Raw genomic sequence first — 18,693 nt, forward strand, 5'->3', positions numbered from 1 at the left:
CTAGCCATGCTATCTCGTTTATTAAAATGCAAAATTCACCGCGCTCACGTTACACATGCAGAACTACACTATGAAGGTTCATGTGCAATTGATGGCGTTTTGATGGATTTGGCTGGCATTCGTGAATACGAAGAAATTCATGTGTGGAACGTGACCAATGGTAAACGTTTTGCAACTTATGCAATTCGTGGCGAAGACAATTCAGGCATCATTTCAGTCAATGGTGGCGCTGCGCATCAAGCCGATGTAGGCGATATCGTGATTATTGCAACCTTTGGCGATTTCACTGAAGCTGAAGCGAATGCCCATCAGCCTCGCTTGGTTTATGCTAACCCAAATAATACAGTCAGCCACACCGCCAACTGTATTCCGGTACAAGTCGCATAATCTGATCAGACCAGATACCCAAAAGCTCGCACATTGCGGGCTTTTTTAATACCGGAATATTGACCTATTTAACTGCCCTCTCGCCAGCTTTTAGAGCTTTCACAGTTTAAGGGTTTTAATTGTTGATCCAGCAAATCAAATAACAAGGCCTTGCCATTTTCCTTCACTTTCAGCTCTGCAAATTTGGCGTTACGATAACAAGGCTCCAGACCCTCGGGGAACATGAAACTGTTAGCAGCAGGATACAAAGCCTCAAAAGTATTGCGTGGGTTTTTCAGCATTAATCGGGCTACACGTTCCGATTGATTGAGTGCACTTCGATCAAAACTGGTTTTAATAACTCTGCGCTGCTGATCCAGCTGCACATAACTCATTACATGTGATTGATTTTTAAAATCTTCAATCTTTATGTCAGAAACAGGATGTTCGGAACCATTCCCCGCTGCCACTGCGCTAAAATGCAGATCATAGTTCAGTACCATATAATCCCCTTGCAGGATCGAACGCGGATCGACTGGTGCCAACTCGACAAAGATACTGTCGCTTTTGGCCAGATGCCATTCATGCTGGACAATTAAACCTACGAATAAAGCAATACTAAAAATACTAAGATGCAGTGCCATAAACTTTTTCATCATGAGACCACTCCTGCTTTCAGCTGGAACTTCGGTGAACTCAACACATAAGCCAAAAGCAACACCAGCACACCTGAGACAAAAATACTGACACTTTTAAATAAAAAACTTAGTCCCAGATTGTAATACAGCAGCCATAACCAGAAGATCAGTAGCAAAATGGTCAAGGCTTGCATCAATCGTTGTTGATTCACCATGGCCCAAGCCATAAACACTAAAATGATAAAAATTTCAAAGTAACCCAATGCAATCAGCAGAATTCCCGCAGCAGGAATGAGCCAGAGTTGAATTCGTGAAAATTGCTTGAGATGAATCCCGACAAAACTCAATAGCCAGAAAGCTGGCAAAATATAGAAAATAATGGCTTCATCTATACCGCGTGGCTGCAATTGCTGAGCCACACCAAATTGCAGTAAACATTGAAAAATAGCCGTCACCACCAAAATACTAATCATCCATAAATTCATGCTTTTGGCATAAGCTGAAGCGAGCCAGTGTCTCGCAGTAAGCAAAGCTCCTGTCAGAATGCTGTAATTCAGCAGCATGATCCACGTCAGCAGGCGCTGATCCTGAAAAAATGCATGTTGGTCGACCAGAACTGCAATTCCCAGTATATGTGCAAGTAACAACTGCAACAGCACCACCAGCCAATGCATACGACTCATGATAGTCAGCAGCGTAATGCCGACTTGTATCAGCCAGATCAGCAATAGGCTATCTGTGAGTAATTGAGTATGAATCAATACCGCGGCCTGACCACAAACCCATAAACAATAAGCCAATTGCCGCAGAAAAACTGAGGGCTTGCTACGAATCAACCACCAGGTGACCGTGATAAAAATGATTCCCATCAGGATCGAAAAACTTTCCCAATAGGTCAGCAACAGCATGGCTAAGATCACACCAGCAATCCATGCGCCCAGAGCCAGTGGAATGACCGAAAACCGACTCTTGGGCAACAGCTTGATCAGCAGACCTGTAATCGCTGCAAACCAGCTGAATATCAGCAAAGCTAGTACCAATAAGCCAGCGGCAGAATCCTGTAAATATCGCTCAGTGAAATCAAAAATCAGAATACTAAAACTCAGCGCCAGGCCAGCAACAAGTAAACTAGTTTCAAGCTGTTGCTTTCGGGTATGGAAATAAGCACTGAATAAAATCGGCAGAACCAGCACCGAAGCCAAATACCAGATCGAATCCGAATTGATAAACTGAAACATACTCACTACCGAAATGAGCACCACGACAGCGATAAATAGATAGCGCAAAACCGGATAATAACGTAAGGCATAGATCATACTTAGCCCGGTTAAAAGATTCAGACTGAGCAGATAAAGAGTTTCAGCACGTACTAACCAAAAGCTTTGTTTAAAATAAAAATACAGCGCCAACTGGCTAACCACACAAAATAATGCAAAGATCCCAATATTCGGACGATACAACCAAGGCAACAACAGCAAAGCCCAGAGCAGAAATAACTGATAACTGTCAGCACCAGTCTGATAAATCTGTCCAATCACGGCCAGACTTAAGCCCAGCATTAGACCCGATACAGTATCCAGACTTTGTCTTAACTTTTCCCGCGCAGCGAAACGTACACTCAGCAATACCGAACCCAACAATAAAATTTGAGGAATAAATAGCTGGATGAATTTGGGCAGCATCCACCAGTTTGCCGCCAGTAAATACGCAATACTGACAGCGATCAGCGCCAGCCCAATGATTTGAAGAATTTGAATCACAGCAGGTTGAATAAATAACAGCGGGGAAAATGGACGATCTGGCGATGGTACTGTTCTGGACATGCTAATCTGTTCAATTTTTATTTGATTTCACCTTAGCATGATTTTTGCAGGATATGCCAGGCAGGAACAGTCCAAGTATGCTGTACATTTTTAAATCAGGATTTGATAAATTCCGTACCCTGCAATCATGAGCAGAATCATGCCGCACAATGCCAGCAAATGTGGATAGAGTCGAGAATGGGATAAGTGGTTGAAACCCAAATACACCACAGACAAAGTCAGAAAATCCAGGAGAATCCAGCTCAAAGTCAAAATAATTAAACTTAAATCAAGATCAGGAGTAATCCCGATAAACTGCGGGAAAAAAGCCGAAAAGAAAATAATGTCCTTCGGATTAGAAATACCAACCAAAAAACCTTGTCGAAAACCACCATGCACAGGAACTAGATTCTCCTGAGCTTGCTCCTGCTGCTTAAAAATAACTTCACGGAAAATCTGCCAGCCTAGATAGCCAATATATAAACAGCCCAGCAGCTTGATCGCATCCAGCCATTGCGCATTAATGACCAACAAACCTTTTAGACTCAATACTGATAAGGCAATTAACACCAGAGAGGCGAAATTGGTACCAAAAATGGTTCTTAAAGCCGCCGCATAACCACCTTTTAAACCGGCACTGGCCACCAGCAACATCACTGGGCCAGGTGTGGCGATCATCACCACAACAGCCAGACAATATAAAAAATATTCACTAATATTCATGCCACCCCTCAGCTATTGTTATTTTTATGCATAAAAAAAGAGGACTTAGTCCTCCTCTTGTATATGAATCAGATGCTGACTGATACCGTCTGCCCGCAGAAAAGCCAGATCATAACTGGCAGTAGCCAAGGCCAAGATCCGGCGCTCAAACTCATTCCACAACGGACGCACCTGCTTATAATGGATGCCCAAACCACTATCGTCGGTAAAATGCCGATTTTTTTCACACAACTTTAAAGCATGATACAACTTGCGCCCTTTGGAAGCATCATCACGCAAACGCACCCGTTTCGACAGCACAAAGGCCTGCACTTTGACAAGATCGGCATGCGGTAACAATGGCACCAGAATCTGATCCAGCTGTGCATCCAGGCGTTGCCACACAGCTCGATGCTGCTCGGCACTATACGTATTCCAGTGAATCACTTCATGATTAAAACGGCGGCAACCACGACATACCGCATCACCAAATACGGTCGAACAACGCCCTGCACATGGGGTTAAAGACGCAATACGACGATCTGAACTCAAAACACACTCCAAAGATACTGCAAATTTCAGTATCTGCATCACTGCACAAAATCCTGGGTCGAGCATGACTATACACGCTCTCCCTCATGAATTGAAGCCTGTTAAAAGACTTGCGTTTTACTCGCTTATTCACTCGAATCAAGCTAAAATGTGCGCCTTTCAAATATCATGCTACGTTGGAGTATTCCATGAACGCTACTGTAGAACAGCTTGCACCTGTAGAACAGCAAGCGACGACTGGTTGGGTTGTTGCCGCACTTTATCAATTCAAAGAAGTTCAAGATCCTGCCGATCTTCAGCAACGTCTTTTGGACCTGGTAAAATCCATCAACCTTTGCGGTACTCTAATTGTGGCAGGTGAAGGCATTAATGGTACGGTTGCAGGCGACCGTGCATCGATTGATCAAATTCACGAGTTCCTTCTAAATGAAGGTTTTAACCAAATGGAATACAAAGAATCAGACAGTTCTGAAAAGCCATTCCGTAAGATGAAAATTAAATTAAAAAAAGAAATCGTGACTTTAGGCGTGGAAGTGAAACCGCGTGATTTAGTCGGTCACTATCTTGATCCAAAAGAATGGAACGAACTGATTGCACGTGATGACGTGATTCTGGTCGATACACGTAACGATTACGAATACAAAGCCGGCACTTTCAAAGGCGCAATTGACCCGAAAACTGAAAGCTTCCGCGAATTCCCTGAATACGTGAAAAATAATCTGGAACAGCACAAAGACAAGAAGATTGCGATGTTCTGTACAGGTGGTATTCGTTGTGAAAAATCAACCTCTTTACTTCTTCAAGAAGGCTTCACTGAAGTTTATCACCTGAAAGGCGGTATTTTGAAATACCTGGAAGAAACCCCGGCTGAAGAAAGCATGTGGGAAGGTGAATGCTTCGTGTTTGATGGTCGTACTGCCGTAACGCACGGTGTTGAAGAAGGCCAAAATACCAAGTGTCATGCGTGTGGCTGGCCTTTACTTCCAGAAGAAGTTGCCCTCCCAAGTTATGAACATGGTGTCTCTTGTGTGTACTGTATTGACAAAACCTCGGAGAAACAAAAAGAAGGTTTCCGTATGCGTCAATCACAAATTTTAGCAGCAAAACGCAAACGCCTCTAATTTGGCCTTTTGTAATGAAATATATAAAAACCCTCTTCGGAGGGTTTTTTGTTTACATAAAAATCACAACAGTAATAAAACTCTTACCAATTCCTTACCAAGAACCTCATTTTTTTCCAAACAAGATTGTTAGTCTAATGATACGGTGATTTACAAGCTAAGTCTTTCATTATTAACTGAAATTTTTACTTGAAAAGGAATATAAAATGGCAGGCTCACTTGCTCGAGATTCAGACAATCTGGTTCAATTTCAACCAAAAGAAAATATAAAGCTGCAACGACTTCATCAAATTTCTGAAGAGCTTGAACAGCAGTCACATCTGTTCGTAGTTATCTTGGGAACCATTATTGGCGCAATCTTGGCGCTGTTCATTGGTTACCATATCAATACCAGCATCATGCATTTTATCCTGTTGAGTATTTTGCCGATCTGCTTGGCCTATTTCTTACGTAAAGTTTATATTTATACCCTGACACATAGCTGATTCTGTCTGATCATTTATATTCCAAGACTTTACCGCACAAAAAATACTGCTTAGGATACAGGCAGTATTTTTTATTTTGCCAATCATATGAATCTGACCGAATGGATTATTTCCGTCATGGAGCAACTGGGCTACTGGGGCATTGCCCTGCTCATGTTCCTGGATAATGTCTTCCCGCCAATCCCTTCCGAAATTATTATGCCTTCCGCGGGCTATTCCGCCTCTCAGGGCGAGTTAATACTCTTCGGGGTCATCATGTCCGGCTGTATCGGCTCTCTACTAGCAGCCGCCTTGCTATACTGGATTGGCTATAAATTTAACCATGATTCTATTTTTAAATTTGTCGATCGTTATGGTAAATATTTATTTATTAAATCAGAGGATGTGAAAAAATCACTGAGCTGGTTTGAGCATTATGGTCACCGCATTGTGTTCTTTGGTCGCATGATTCCTGCGGTTCGCTCGCTGATCAGCATTCCTGCCGGCATGAGTCATATGCCCTTCTGGAAATTTATGTTCTATAGCACACTTGGAACCATCATCTGGACTACGTTTCTGGCTTGTGTCGGATTTTATTTTGGCGAAAACCAGCAGTTGATGCAGCAAATTTTTAGTAAAGTCAGTTATGTGATTATTGCCATTGTTGCGGTAATTATTATCTGGATTTTCTACCGTAGACAGCAGCGTAAAGATCGTCCATCCTGAGGAAGATCCCTTAAGGAGATTAAAACGATGTCGCATTATCTTAAATATTTTGCCACCGTTTATCTGACCTTGGTTCTATTGGTAGGCATACTCATCTATGTATTCAATCTGGGTGCCATTCTGCTGATTCCTGCCCTGATTGCTTCCGCCTTTCTCAGTGCCCGATACTTTGGTTAAGAAAGAACTTCCTTTACCGACTCAGGAAGAGAAAAGCAAACTGGTCTGGGGCTCCACCATCATTGCCATGACATTCGGGTTTATCTTTTTAGTTGTGGTCATCTGGATGAACCCGCAGACAGATGAAATTTATAGAACCATCACCTATACAGGAAGAGGAACAAATTCATTTCTGGTGGCTGCCAGCATTGCCTTACATGCTTTGCTGTTCCATATCGCCTACAATGCTTATGCGCGCTACAGTCTGGCGAAGCGTACAGGCATGGAAAGAAAATAGGATCGAGTAAATCTCAAAGATGCAAAAAGGCCAAAGCTAAAAAAAGCACCCTGCGGTGCTTTTTTTATGAATTATTCTGGAGTGTGATACATCAGATACAATTCATTTAAGTTTTCTGGAATTTCTTCTGCAAGCTCGTCCATTAACTGACCATTGCGACGGAAAGTTTCCATTTGTGGATCTTCATCATCGATGCCACTGAAGACCATGATTGGCAGGGTTAAATCCACCAGTTGTTCTTCAAATTCTTCAGTAAACCAAGCGTCTTCGTTCAGGAACATGGCATCTACAAAGCCCACACTCCAGTCACCCAAGCTTGATTCAGTATCTGCTTCTTCAATTTCAAACGGGAACGTAATCCCTTCTTCATTGGCTAAGCTTTGACGAATAGACTCTAACCATGCTTGCACCTGAGTGATGATTTCTGCAGGCACTTTCTTTTGATTACTATCAAAAAGTTCGTCTAACCATTTGTCGAATTTTGGGCCTACTGCAATAGCACATAAGAAACCATGGGTTGCCGCGAAATCTAGACCATGTTCATTTTGGTCACCATCTAGATATTCACTCAACAGGTCTAAATCTAAAGCACTCATCTAACATCCAAACTTAGAAAACCGAAAGGTTTAGCATAGCATTTATTCAGACTATGCTAAATCCGAATTCGTTAATCTTCGTCATCAAAATCGTCGTCATCGTCGAAGTCATAGTCAAAATCTTTGAGTTCGCGCTCTAAACGACGTTGGGTCAGTAGATCATCGATCAGACGACGTTTTTCCAACGACTCTTTAGCACTGAGCTTGCTAGAAGCCTCATCGAAATTAACATCATCTTCACCGAAGTTATCATCTAGTTCAAAATCTGTAGAAGACACTAAAACTTCCTCATGAGTGAAAAATGTAAAAGGATTTAAGCGCTATTTATCGTGCCTAAAATAACAAGTCAAGTTTTATTTGGATTTTCGTATTTTTAATTTGTAATTAGGGGTTTTTTCTGTCTCAATTGTGTGCCATGATATAATCCACCCTGCGTGCTTATGTTTTTTGATTCTCCTTTTTTGAGTCATAAACAGACACGCATGGGATGAACTTGAAAACAACAAATTCACCCCCATCTTAAATTACTGAATTTCATTTTAAATATTTTATCAGACAGCTTTCATGCTGAATTCTCTGATGAAATATATAGGCTATTCACTAAATTTAACGAGCTTAAATCGTGCAGCATTGTACGGTTTTTTACTGCCACAGATTCAACGAAGAGTAAGCAAAAGATGAGCGATATGACTTCCCCTACTTCTCAAGTAGCGGCTCTGATTAGCCGAGGCAAAGAACAAGGTTATTTAACCTTCGCTGAGGTTAACGATCATCTGCCGGACTCCATCACAGAAAGCGAGCAGATTGAAGACATCATTCAGATGCTGAATGACGTTGGTATTCCGGTACATGATCGCGCGCCTGAATCTGATGATACGATGTTCGAAGATACTGCAGAAGCGGCGGATGAAGTTGCAGAAGAAGAAGCTGCAGCCGTACTTGCCTCGGTAGAAAACGAGCCAGGTCGTACCACTGACCCTGTACGTATGTATATGCGTGAGATGGGTACAGTAGAACTTCTGACTCGTGAAGGCGAAATCAGCATCGCAAAACGCATCGAAGAAGGTATTCGTGATGTTTTGCACTCGATTGCTTACTGGCCGAATGCGGTAGAAGTGGTACTGCAAGAATATAAAGATTATGAAGCGGGTGAACGCCGTCTTGCTGACCTTTTATCAGGTTATTTAGATCCTGAATCAGATGAAGAAATTCCTGAAGTTCTAGAAGAAGAAGCGGTTCTTGCTGAAGATGAGACTGACTCGAAAAAATCGACCAAAGATGTAAAACTGGACGATGATGAAGAGGAAGAAGAAGCAGATTCTGATGATGAATCAGAAGCAGATTCTGGTCCAGATCCTGAAATTGCTAAAGCGCGTTTTACTGAACTGGAAAATGCGTGGCTGAATACCAAAGCAACTATTGAAAAACATGGTCGTGACAGCAAACAGGCTGAAGAAGCTTTGCAGGCACTTGCAACTGTATTCATGATGTTCAAATTTACCCCGCGTCTATTTGATATCATTTCTGAAATGATTCGTGGTACCCATGATCAAATTCGTGGTGCAGAACGTGAAGTGATGCGTTATGCAGTACGTCGTGGCCGTATGGATCGCACCCAGTTCCGTACCAGCTTCCCGGGCCAAGAATCGAATCCAGCCTGGCTAGATGAGCAGATCGCAAAAACACCTGCAGACCAGAAAGCTTATCTGGAAAAAGTACGTCCAGACGTATTGGCCTTCCAGCAAAAAATTGCCGATATCGAGAAAGAGCTTGGCCTTGATGTAAAAGGCATTAAAGACATTGCCAAACGTATGGCCGTCGGTGAAGCTAAAGCACGTCGTGCCAAGAAAGAAATGGTTGAAGCCAACTTGCGTCTGGTTATTTCGATTGCGAAGAAATATACCAACCGTGGCTTGCAATTCCTGGATCTGATTCAGGAAGGTAACATCGGCCTGATGAAAGCCGTAGACAAGTTTGAATACCGTCGTGGTTATAAATTCTCGACTTATGCAACTTGGTGGATTCGTCAGGCGATTACCCGTTCGATTGCGGATCAGGCACGTACCATTCGTATTCCGGTACACATGATTGAAACGATCAACAAGATCAACCGTGTATCTCGTCAGCTTCTACAGGAAATGGGTCGTGAACCGACTCCTGAAGAACTGGGCGAACGTCTGGAAATGGACGAAGTTAAAGTACGTAAAGTACTGAAAATCGCCAAAGAACCGATTTCGATGGAAACACCGATCGGTGATGATGAAGATTCGCATCTGGGTGACTTCATTGAAGACAGCAACATCACGTCACCAATTGATGCTGCAACGTCTGAAGGCCTAAAAGAAGCAACACGTGAAGTTCTGGAAAACCTGACTGAACGTGAAGCCAAAGTCCTGAAAATGCGTTTTGGTATCGACATGCCGACCGACCATACTTTGGAAGAAGTGGGCAAACAGTTTGACGTAACACGTGAACGTATTCGTCAGATTGAAGCCAAAGCACTGCGTAAACTTCGCCATCCATCGCGTTCAGAACACTTACGTTCATTCCTTGAGAATGATTAAGATTTGATACTTGATGTGGAGACTTGAAATTTGATCATCAGTCTCCATTTAAGTAGCCAAGACAGACCCAAACGCCTGCATGATTGCAGGCGTTTAAAATTAGGGGGACTACCATGTTAGACCGTACACCATCTCGTGAACTTCAAGAACATCTTTGGGTTTTCCCTATGGATTATCCGATTAAACTGATTGGCCTTGCGGGCGATGAATTGCGTCATGCTGTCATCGACATTTTTCTGAAACATTTTCCAGATTTTGAAGGTGATAGCGTCAGTATTACGCCATCACGTACTGGAAAATACCATTCCATTACCGCACAACTGCGCTTTTTGGAACTGGAACAGGTTCATGCAGTATATGCAGATTTGGCCGCTTGCCCGCTAATTAAAACAGCACTGTAATCGAAAATACAAAAGACACGCTTCCGGGCGTGTTTTTTTTTATGCCTATACAGCGCTAAGATACCCATGAAATATTGCTGATCTCACCCCTATTTCATGCCGAAATCATTATAATTATGACCAGTTTTTTATAATTACCAAGGACACTTCCTGTGACTGATGTGCTGCAAAAGCCCGAGCTGATCATTCGTCAATATCACGACCTCACACCTTATGAAGATCGTTTTCTGGAAATGAAAACATTTACGGAAACCCGTGATGAACATAGCCCGGATCAATTGTGGATTTTGCAACATCAGGATGTACTGACTCAAGGTCAGGCAGGAAAACCGGAACATATTTTAATACCGAGCAATATCCCGGTGATTCAGACCGATCGTGGTGGTCAGGTGACCTGGCATGGTCCCGGTCAATTGGTGGCTTACTTCATGTTTGACTTGAATCGTCTGGGCTGGAATGTGCGCACCCTGGTGTCTTATGCTGAAAACCTGATGATTGATTTGCTAAAAAAATATGGCATTGATGCCTATGCCAAACCGGATGCACCGGGGGTTTATGTGGCTGAACGCAAAATCGGCTCACTCGGTTTTAAAATTCGCAAAGGCCGAAGCTACCATGGTTTGTCCCTAAATCTGGATTGTGACCTAAGCGGATTCAATACCATTAACCCTTGTGGCTATGCAGGACTGGAAATGGTGCGCATGATTGATTTGCTCGAACAACCGCCTCAATTCAGCCAGTTGTGCACTGAAATTATTGAAACTTTGTGTCACAGCGGGTACTTTAAGCAAGTAACTGTCGAGCAAAGATAAAGCCTTTGCATTTCAGCCCCAAATAAATTAGAGTATTTACTCTAAACTAATAATATTGAGATAGGGATCATCACGTGATTGCGACTAAATCCGTAAAACCCGCTTTGCAGCTTGCCTATGTCAAACTCATGATGGATGTGATTGGCCGAGGTCTGGTCATGGCAAGTCAGGTGGATGAAGAAATCAAACAGGAAGTGGCCCATTTTCCAGAAAATTTTACTCTTTCCATGAAAGTCTTTCCGCATGGCCCGGCCTTTGTGGCGCGGGTCACTGAGGACAAACAGCTGGAACTGGTCAAAAATCTGGAAAAAGCACCTGATTTGATCATTACCTTTAAACATCTGCACCATGCCTTTTTGGTATTTTCTTTTCAGGAAAGTACCTCTCAAGCTTTTGCCAATGATCGTATGATTGCTGATGGCGACATTTCCAATGCCATTCGTCTGGTACGCTGCCTGAATAAAATGGAAGCGCTGATTTTGCCGAAAATGGTGGCACAACTGGCAGTGAAAGAATATCCAATCAATCTGAGCCTAAAAGAAAAACTAAGCGAAGCGAGCAGTATTTATCTAAAAATCGCTCAATCCTATTTGAAACGGAGTGTATAACATGGCTAAACCTTATTATGAATTTTTCTGTCCGGTCAAAGTGATTGCCGGTCATGCCGCGTTAGAACATATTCCGTTTGAACTTGCGACTTTGGGGGCCAAACGTCCGCTCATCATTACTGACAAAGGCGTCCGTGCCAACAATTTGCTGGCACCGATTGAAGCTGCATTTGAAATGGCGGATGCTGCAATTGTAGCGATTTTTGATGATGTACCACCCGACTCTAGCTTGGGTACAGTGCGCAGTGCGGCAAAGCTGTATCGCGAAAATCATTGCGACGCGATCATTGCTGTGGGCGGAGGTTCAGTCATTGATACCTCTAAGGCAACCAATATTCTGGTATCGGAAGGCGGTGATGACCTGCTGAAATATTCGGGTGCACATAACTTGCCTAAACCGCTGAAACCGTTCTTTGTGATTCCAACCACATCTGGTACAGGTTCAGAAGTGACCATGGTCGCTGTCGTGTCGGACACTGAAAAGAACGTCAAAATGCCGTTCGCCTCTTATTATCTGATGCCGCATGCTGCGATTCTGGATCCCCGCATGACCCAGACCTTGCCGCCACATTTAACCGCCATGACCGCAATGGATGCTATGACCCATGCGGTCGAAGCTTATACCTGCATGGCAGCCAATCCGATTTCGGATGCTTATGCCACCGCCGCAGTCAAAAAGATCAGTACCCACCTATTTAATGTGCTGGATAACCCTTCCGATGCACAAGGCCGTCTGGAGCTGGCACAAGCATCGACCATGGCGGGAATTGCATTTTCCAACTCGATGGTTGGCATTGTGCATTCACTGGGGCACTCATTGGGTGCAGTGGTACACCTGCCGCATGGTTTATGCATGAACTTATTCCTGCCTTATGTGCTGGAATACAACAAAGAGGTCAATGGCGATAAAATCGCAGATCTGCTCCTGCCTTTGGCGGGTGCCGATATTTATGCACAAACGCCGGCGCATCTACGTGCTGACAAAACCATTGCGACGATTCTGACCATGCGTGACCGCATTTACAGTCTGACCAAATTACCACGCACATTACGTGAAACCGGTAAGATTTCTGAAACCCAGCTCGATGAAGTGGCAGAGAAAGCCCTGAATGATGGTTCCATCATTTATAACCCGAAAGAAGCCACCCTGGAAGATTTAAAATCTATCTTAAAAAAGGCTTGGTAATTACTGAAAAATAAGCCAATATAGCCAAAATTTCAGCCTGATGTTTTTTTAAGCATCAGGCTTTTATCTTGCATAAGAAAAAATTCGATTTCTTTTTTTGAATGGCACATTTTATGCAGGACAAAAGTCAAAAAAATAGCTAGCAAAAGCCGTTCTTTTCAAGTAGATTGGCGGACTTTTATAGAAAACTGTAGGGGGGATCGTTCGTCTCAAACGATCCTTATAAATATGACTGATCCTTGATCAACGATTAAGAGGATAACGCCGTTGACTAATATCTCTGGGACTCAATCGGCAGCTAAACTGCAAAAAACGCTGGGACTCTGGCACATCATTATTATTGGTTTAGCTTATATTCAACCCATGACCTTGTTTGATACATTTGGTCTGGTATCTGAAGAAAGTAACTTCCACGTTCCCACCTCTTACATTTTTGCACTGATTGCAATTTTGTTAACCTCCTTGAGCTATGGTCATATGATTCGTCGCTACCCTTCTTCGGGTTCGGCCTATACCTATGCGCAAAAATCCATCCACCCGAACGTAGGTTTCATGGTGGGTTGGTCATCCTTGCTGGATTACCTGTTATCGCCAATGGTCAATATCATTCTGGCGGTGATTTATCTGGAAGCACTTTTCCCAGACATGAACCATTGGGTTTGGGTCATTGGTTTAACCGCCTTTATGACCGCGATTAACCTTCGTGGTGCGAGATTTGTTGCCAACTTCAACAGTATGATTGTATTCGTACAATTGGGCGTCATTGCATACTTCACCTGGATGGTTTACCAACTTCTGGAAGGTGGTGTAAATGCAGACGGCACACTGGTCAATGCAAAGTATCAATTGTGGAGTTTAGAGCCATTCTGGAATGAGTTTACGTCTGTTGCTGCCCTGATTACCGGTGCAACCTTACTGTGTTTCTCATTCACAGGCTTTGACTCTTTAAGTTCTCTTGCTGAAGAAACCAAAGATACTGAGAAAACCTTACCTAAAGCGATTTTCTTGACTGCATTATTGGCAGGTATCATCTTTATCATCAGTACTTACTTTATGCAGATCTTCTTCCCGAATGATCCAAAAACTTACTTTGAAGATATCGCTGCAACACAGCCGGATATTTTACAAGCTGTCGGTGGCGTGGCGTTTAAGACAGTCGTACTTTACTTCGCGATTGTGACAGTCATGGCTTCTGGTATTTCAGCACATGCGGGTGTATCACGTCTGATGTACGTGATGGGTCGTGATGGCGTGATCAACAAGAAGATCTTCGGTCATATTAGCCCGAAAAACTACACACCTTCATACAACATCCTAATCGCTGGTGCAGTGGCTTTAACTGCTGGCTTTATGGATCTTGACTTTGTGGTGTCTTTGATCAGCTTTGGTGCCTTAACTGCATTCAGTTTCGTCAACTTGTCAGTGATTTCACGTTATGCATTACGTGATGGTCGTACCAAGAGTGCTAAAGAGATCATGAACTTTGTCGTTGTTCCTTTACTTGGCTTCATTTCAGTATTTGCATTGTGGCTAGAAGTCGATGAAGCTTCGCTTAAATACGGTCTGATCTGGGCATTTGGCGGTATCTTGTACTTGGGCTATAAAACTAAAGGCTTCAAGCACCCAGCTCCTCAGCACAATGAATTTGACGATAAATAATATCGTTTCAATTCAAATAAAAAAGGCGCTTCATGCGCCTTTTTTATGTCTGTCATGTTTTGATTTTACTAATGTAAATAACAATCAAAACCCATCTGGGTATTGACCCGATTATTTTCATAACCCAGTTTCTCAATAAACAGACTGCGATTAGACAATAACTTTTGCTCTTCCGGACCTAAACGGGCTTTATTCTTGATAGCCAGTTGATACATTTCATCCACGACATCCTGAAAAATATCACAGACTTCCTCACGCTTGGCGGGCTTTAATTTACGCCCTCGCCAGGTCCATTGAAAATCATCTGCATCCAAGCTCTGCCCCCATTTTTCAATACGCGTATCTAAGCGTTTTTGCATGTTGAGCAAACCCTGCTGTATTTCAGCTTGAGTAATGGGTTGAACTTCCTTTGTTGCCGATGTGGCAGCACTGCCCTCTTCCGCATTCACGGAAGCCGCAACAGTTCCAAGACAACATACGATGACAAGTTTTACTAGAGGCTTCAAAGCTGCACCTTTTGTTATATTTGATAAAGTTATAAATTCAAGCATACAATGAAGTGAAAAGCAGTTTATCTATTTGTTACACAAAATAAAAAAGCCACCCAAAGGCAGCTTTTAGAATTACTACAAATATCAGCTTAAAGCGTTTTAAAACCCTGCTGACGCCAAGCTTCATACACAATCACTGCTGTGGCATTCGATAGGTTCAAACTTCGGGAGTTCTCTGCCATCGGTAAACGAATCCAGTGCTTTTGCGGAAACATTAGACGAACATGTTCAGGCAGACCACGAGTTTCCGGCCCCATTAACAAGGCCACAGGACGGTTTAAATCCGAAGTATGCGGTGTTTCAGAACCTTTGGTGGTCAATGGATAGATTGCATCCAGACCAATGCCTTTACTTGCCAGATCAGCCAGACAGTCTTCGATATTTTCCCAAATCTGCATATTGGCATATTCGTGATAATCCAGACCGGCACGTTTCAGTTTTTTGTCATCCAGTTCAAAACCCAGCGGCTTGACCAGATGCAACTGTGCTCCGGTATTGGCACACAGACGAATGATATTGCCTGTATTTGCAGGAATTTCAGGCTCATATAAAACAACGTGGATCACAGCTTACTCACTTAATATATTTAATTCAGACACGACATTCGTCTTGCGCTCGGGCAAAGCAGTGCTTTGCTTATCCTCTTACTTCAGGCACAGCCTTCGTCTTGCGCTCGGGCAGCAAAGCAGTGCTTTGCTTATCCTCGCTCATGCCATTGCAATTGTTCACGTAAGCGTACAACTTCACCAATAATGGTCAAAGTCGGGGCTTGAATCTGATGTTCGGACACTTTGGATGCAATATCAGCAAGCGTTCCTACTACAACTTTCTGTTCAGGCGTCGTACCTTTAGAAACCAAGGCCACTGGCATGTCGGCTCGCTGACCATGAGCGATTAATTCTGCACAGATTTTCTCCAGTCCCACCAACCCCATATAAAGCACTAAGGTCTGGTTTTCATAGACCAACTCACTCCAAGGCAATTCTGGCGAACCTTCTTTTAAGTGACCGGTCAGGAAACGCACACTTTGCGCATAATCACGATGGGTTAATGGAATACCGGCATAGGCTGAACATCCTGAAGCTGCGGTAATCCCTGGAACCACCTGGAAAGTAATCCCAGCAGCAAATAGCTCTTCAATCTCTTCACCGCCACGCCCGAAGATAAATGGATCTCCGCCTTTCAGACGACAAACCCGCTTTCCTTCACTGGCATATTTCACCAACAAGGCATTAATCCCATCTTGCGGAACCGCATGATTGGAACGTGCCTTACCGACATAGATCTTTTCCGCATCGCGGCGGCACAGCTCCATAATTGGCGCTGAAACCAGTCGGTCGTAAATGACCACGTCGGCTTGCTGCATTAAACGCAAGGCTTTTAAGGTCAACAATTCTGGATCACCCGGACCCGCACCGACCAAGTAGACTTCACCTTTCGGCTGTTGCCATTCCTGTAAGGCCTGCTCAATCAGGCGATCTGCTTCCGCGATATTGTCGTTGAACACCTGTTCTTTTAGCGAACTGGCATATAAATCTTCCCAGAAAATACGGCGTTCATCCGGATTGACAATTTTAGCCTTAACCGCACTGCGCCATTTTCCTGAAAATTCAGCCAGCTTGCCCATACCATGCGGAATAGTCGTTTCAAGCTGAGTTCGGATCTGCCGTGATAACACGGGCGACGTACCATTCGATGCCACCGAAATGACCAATGGCGAACGATCAATAATCGCTGGCACCATAAACCGGCAATGCGGCGGATCATCAACACTATTGACCAGGACATTTTCCGCTTCACACAGTTCAAAGACCTGACGATTGGTCTCCGCATCGTCAGTCGCTGCAATCACCAGTCGATATGAACGTAACGCAACTTCAGAATGAAAAGCAGCTTGGACATATTGTCCTTGGCTATTTTGCACAATTCGCAGCAGACTCTCTTCAATTTCAGGCGCAATCACATGAATGATCGCACCTGCTTTTTGAAGTAAAAGTGCTTTACGGTATGCAATATGCCCACCACCGACAATCAGACAAGGTTGCTGTTGCAACTTTAACGAGATTGGAAAAATATCCACGAACTACCTCAAAATTTTAAATCTGACTGTCTATGCAATTTTCATGCACATTTAGGGATGTTGAGATCGACAATTAGTCGATATAAGTCGCACCACCCATATATGGACGTAATACTTCAGGAATCTCAATCGAGCCATCAGCGCGTTGATAGTTTTCCATCACTGCAAGTAAAGTACGACCTACGGCCAGACCTGAACCATTCAAGGTATGTACAAATTCAGTTTTCTTCTGATCAGCACGGTAACGTGCTTTCATACGACGCGCCTGGAAATCACCCATGTTTGAACAAGATGAAATTTCACGGTAAGTATTTTGGCTTGGTACCCAAACTTCTAAGTCATAAGTCTTGGTTGCACCAAAGCCCATGTCACCACCACAAAGTAAAATTTTACGATATGGAAGTCCAAGTGCTTGCAAGATACCTTCAGCATGGCCAGTCAACTCTTCAAGCACTTGCATCGAAGTTTCAGGCTTCACAATTTGAACCATTTCGACTTTGTCGAATTGGTGCTGACGGATCAAACCGCGGGTATCACGACCATAAGAACCTGCTTCACTACGGAAACATGGCGTATGCGCTGCATATTTCAGTGGCAGACGGTCTGCATCAATAATTTCATCACGTACGAAATTCGTCACTGGCACTTCAGCAGTCGGAATCAGATAAAACTCTTTTTCACCCTGCAGCTTAAACAGATCTTCTTCAAATTTAGGCAGCTGACCAGTCCCACGCAATGAATCTGCATTGACCAGATAAGGCACATAGGCTTCGGTATAACCATTTTGATCAGTATGCGTATTTAGCATGAACTGGGTAATGGCACGTTGTAAACGCGCCAATGGACCTTTCAATACACTGAAGCGTGAACCAGTTAATTTGGTCGCGGTTTCAAATTCAAGACCGCCCATCATTTCGCCTAGATCCGTATGATCTTTGATTTCGAAATCAAATTCACGCGGTGTACCCCATTTCAGGATTTCCACGTTATCGCTTTCGTCTTTACCTTCAGGCACAGCTTCATCTGGCAAGTTTGGAATAGATAATAATTTTTCTTCAAGCTCAGTTTGCAGTTCAGCCAGTGCTGCTTCAGCCGCTTTGATTTCATCACCAATCGCAGACATGCGTGTCATGATTTCAGATGCGTCGCCACCTGCTTTTTTAATTTGACCGACTTGTTTGGCACCGGCATTACGTTCAGCTTGCAGGGTTTCTGTCTTGGACTGAATCTCTTTACGGCGTGCTTCTAGAGATGCCCACTCTTCAACATTGAGTTGAACACCACGTTTTGCTAAGGCTACATTTACAGCCTCAATATTATTTCTGAGTAATTTCGGGTCGATCATAATCAATCTTTGCAGAAGAAAAAAACTGGCTATAGTGTAAGCTCTTAACGTCAAAAAATACAGTGA

The 18,693-nt window shown here is 43.4% G+C and carries 20 protein-coding genes and 1 pseudogene; 11 read left to right on the top strand and 10 right to left on the bottom strand.

The window, feature by feature from the left end:
• Positions 1-6 precede the first annotated feature (6 nt).
• On the top strand, positions 7-387 hold the full coding sequence (panD, locus tag AC1IR0_RS03555) for an aspartate 1-decarboxylase (protein WP_004280606.1): 381 nt from the start codon (positions 7-9) through the stop codon (positions 385-387).
• A 68-nt stretch (positions 388-455) separates the two neighbouring features.
• Here panD and AC1IR0_RS03560 read toward each other — a convergent pair whose 3' ends face one another.
• The 4 genes from AC1IR0_RS03560 to AC1IR0_RS03575 form a co-directional block, all read right to left on the bottom strand.
• Complete coding sequence (locus AC1IR0_RS03560) at positions 456-1,022, bottom strand: GDYXXLXY domain-containing protein (RefSeq protein WP_409666004.1); 567 nt, start codon at positions 1,020-1,022, stop codon at positions 456-458.
• Complete coding sequence (locus tag AC1IR0_RS03565; RefSeq protein ID WP_409665987.1) at positions 1,022-2,827, bottom strand: DUF2157 domain-containing protein; 1,806 nt, start codon at positions 2,825-2,827, stop codon at positions 1,022-1,024. The genes AC1IR0_RS03560 and AC1IR0_RS03565 overlap by 1 nt, the downstream gene beginning before the upstream one ends.
• A 90-nt stretch (positions 2,828-2,917) precedes the next feature.
• Positions 2,918-3,529: a LysE family translocator gene (locus tag AC1IR0_RS03570; protein WP_409665985.1), complete on the bottom strand. Its 612-nt coding sequence runs from the start codon at positions 3,527-3,529 to the stop codon at positions 2,918-2,920.
• A 45-nt stretch (positions 3,530-3,574) separates the two neighbouring features.
• The gene (locus AC1IR0_RS03575) at positions 3,575-4,060 is read right to left on the bottom strand and encodes a DUF1289 domain-containing protein (RefSeq protein ID WP_409665983.1); all 486 of its coding nucleotides are present in this window, start codon (positions 4,058-4,060) and stop codon (positions 3,575-3,577) included.
• A 188-nt stretch (positions 4,061-4,248) separates the two neighbouring features.
• Between AC1IR0_RS03575 and trhO the strand changes: the two genes are divergently transcribed.
• The 4 genes and pseudogenes from trhO to AC1IR0_RS03595 all read left to right on the top strand — a co-directional run bounded on the left by trhO (position 4,249) and on the right by AC1IR0_RS03595 (position 6,825).
• A complete protein-coding gene (gene trhO, locus AC1IR0_RS03580; RefSeq protein WP_409665981.1) occupies positions 4,249-5,181 on the top strand; it encodes an oxygen-dependent tRNA uridine(34) hydroxylase TrhO in 933 nt (310 codons plus the stop codon).
• A gap of 206 nt (positions 5,182-5,387) precedes the next feature.
• Complete coding sequence (locus tag AC1IR0_RS03585; protein ID WP_005103989.1) at positions 5,388-5,666, top strand: hypothetical protein; 279 nt, start codon at positions 5,388-5,390, stop codon at positions 5,664-5,666.
• An 87-nt stretch (positions 5,667-5,753) separates the two neighbouring features.
• Positions 5,754-6,371, top strand: coding sequence for a DedA family protein (locus AC1IR0_RS03590; RefSeq protein WP_409665979.1), 618 nt, complete (start codon positions 5,754-5,756; stop codon positions 6,369-6,371).
• Between the two features lie 27 nt (positions 6,372-6,398).
• Positions 6,399-6,825, top strand: a pseudogene (locus AC1IR0_RS03595) (ABZJ_00895 family protein).
• Between the two features lie 71 nt (positions 6,826-6,896).
• Here the strand turns inward: AC1IR0_RS03595 and AC1IR0_RS03600 are convergent.
• The gene (locus tag AC1IR0_RS03600) at positions 6,897-7,421 is read right to left on the bottom strand and encodes a YecA/YgfB family protein (RefSeq protein ID WP_004280621.1); all 525 of its coding nucleotides are present in this window, start codon (positions 7,419-7,421) and stop codon (positions 6,897-6,899) included.
• Positions 7,422-7,492: 71 nt separating this feature from the next.
• The gene (locus tag AC1IR0_RS03605; RefSeq protein WP_004280622.1) at positions 7,493-7,699 is read right to left on the bottom strand and encodes a PA3496 family putative envelope integrity protein; all 207 of its coding nucleotides are present in this window, start codon (positions 7,697-7,699) and stop codon (positions 7,493-7,495) included.
• Between the two features lie 351 nt (positions 7,700-8,050).
• On the opposite strand from AC1IR0_RS03605, the gene rpoD reads away from it, so the two are divergent.
• The 6 genes from rpoD (at position 8,051) to AC1IR0_RS03635 (ending at position 14,651) form a co-directional block, all read left to right on the top strand.
• Positions 8,051-9,985, top strand: a complete 1,935-nt coding sequence (gene rpoD, locus AC1IR0_RS03610; protein WP_224215688.1) for an RNA polymerase sigma factor RpoD — start codon at positions 8,051-8,053, stop codon at positions 9,983-9,985.
• A gap of 113 nt (positions 9,986-10,098) precedes the next feature.
• On the top strand, positions 10,099-10,386 hold the full coding sequence (locus tag AC1IR0_RS03615; RefSeq protein WP_004280625.1) for a YbeD family protein: 288 nt from the start codon (positions 10,099-10,101) through the stop codon (positions 10,384-10,386).
• Positions 10,387-10,538: 152 nt separating this feature from the next.
• Positions 10,539-11,198, top strand: a complete 660-nt coding sequence (gene lipB, locus AC1IR0_RS03620; RefSeq protein WP_409665977.1) for a lipoyl(octanoyl) transferase LipB — start codon at positions 10,539-10,541, stop codon at positions 11,196-11,198.
• A 74-nt stretch (positions 11,199-11,272) separates the two neighbouring features.
• A complete protein-coding gene (locus tag AC1IR0_RS03625) occupies positions 11,273-11,806 on the top strand; it encodes a hypothetical protein (protein ID WP_005247771.1) in 534 nt (177 codons plus the stop codon).
• 1 nt (position 11,807) lies between these two features.
• Positions 11,808-12,992, top strand: coding sequence for an iron-containing alcohol dehydrogenase (locus tag AC1IR0_RS03630; protein WP_409665975.1), 1,185 nt, complete (start codon positions 11,808-11,810; stop codon positions 12,990-12,992).
• Positions 12,993-13,259: 267 nt separating this feature from the next.
• Entirely contained in the window at positions 13,260-14,651 is a 1,392-nt protein-coding gene (locus AC1IR0_RS03635) for an APC family permease (RefSeq protein ID WP_004731900.1), read from the top strand.
• A gap of 68 nt (positions 14,652-14,719) precedes the next feature.
• On the opposite strand, the gene AC1IR0_RS03640 is transcribed toward AC1IR0_RS03635, so the two are convergent.
• From AC1IR0_RS03640 to serS, 4 genes are all read right to left on the bottom strand, one after another.
• A complete protein-coding gene (locus AC1IR0_RS03640; protein ID WP_004731902.1) occupies positions 14,720-15,202 on the bottom strand; it encodes a hypothetical protein in 483 nt (160 codons plus the stop codon).
• A gap of 89 nt (positions 15,203-15,291) precedes the next feature.
• Positions 15,292-15,768, bottom strand: a complete 477-nt coding sequence (locus tag AC1IR0_RS03645) for a tRNA (cytidine(34)-2'-O)-methyltransferase (protein ID WP_004280633.1) — start codon at positions 15,766-15,768, stop codon at positions 15,292-15,294.
• 131 nt (positions 15,769-15,899) lie between these two features.
• Positions 15,900-17,282, bottom strand: coding sequence for a siroheme synthase CysG (cysG, locus tag AC1IR0_RS03650; RefSeq protein ID WP_005252594.1), 1,383 nt, complete (start codon positions 17,280-17,282; stop codon positions 15,900-15,902).
• A gap of 73 nt (positions 17,283-17,355) precedes the next feature.
• Entirely contained in the window at positions 17,356-18,627 is a 1,272-nt protein-coding gene (serS, locus tag AC1IR0_RS03655; RefSeq protein WP_005252595.1) for a serine--tRNA ligase, read from the bottom strand.
• Between the last annotated feature and the right edge of the window lie 66 nt (positions 18,628-18,693).

It is taken from the genome of Acinetobacter sp. 129952 (assembly GCF_056642055.1).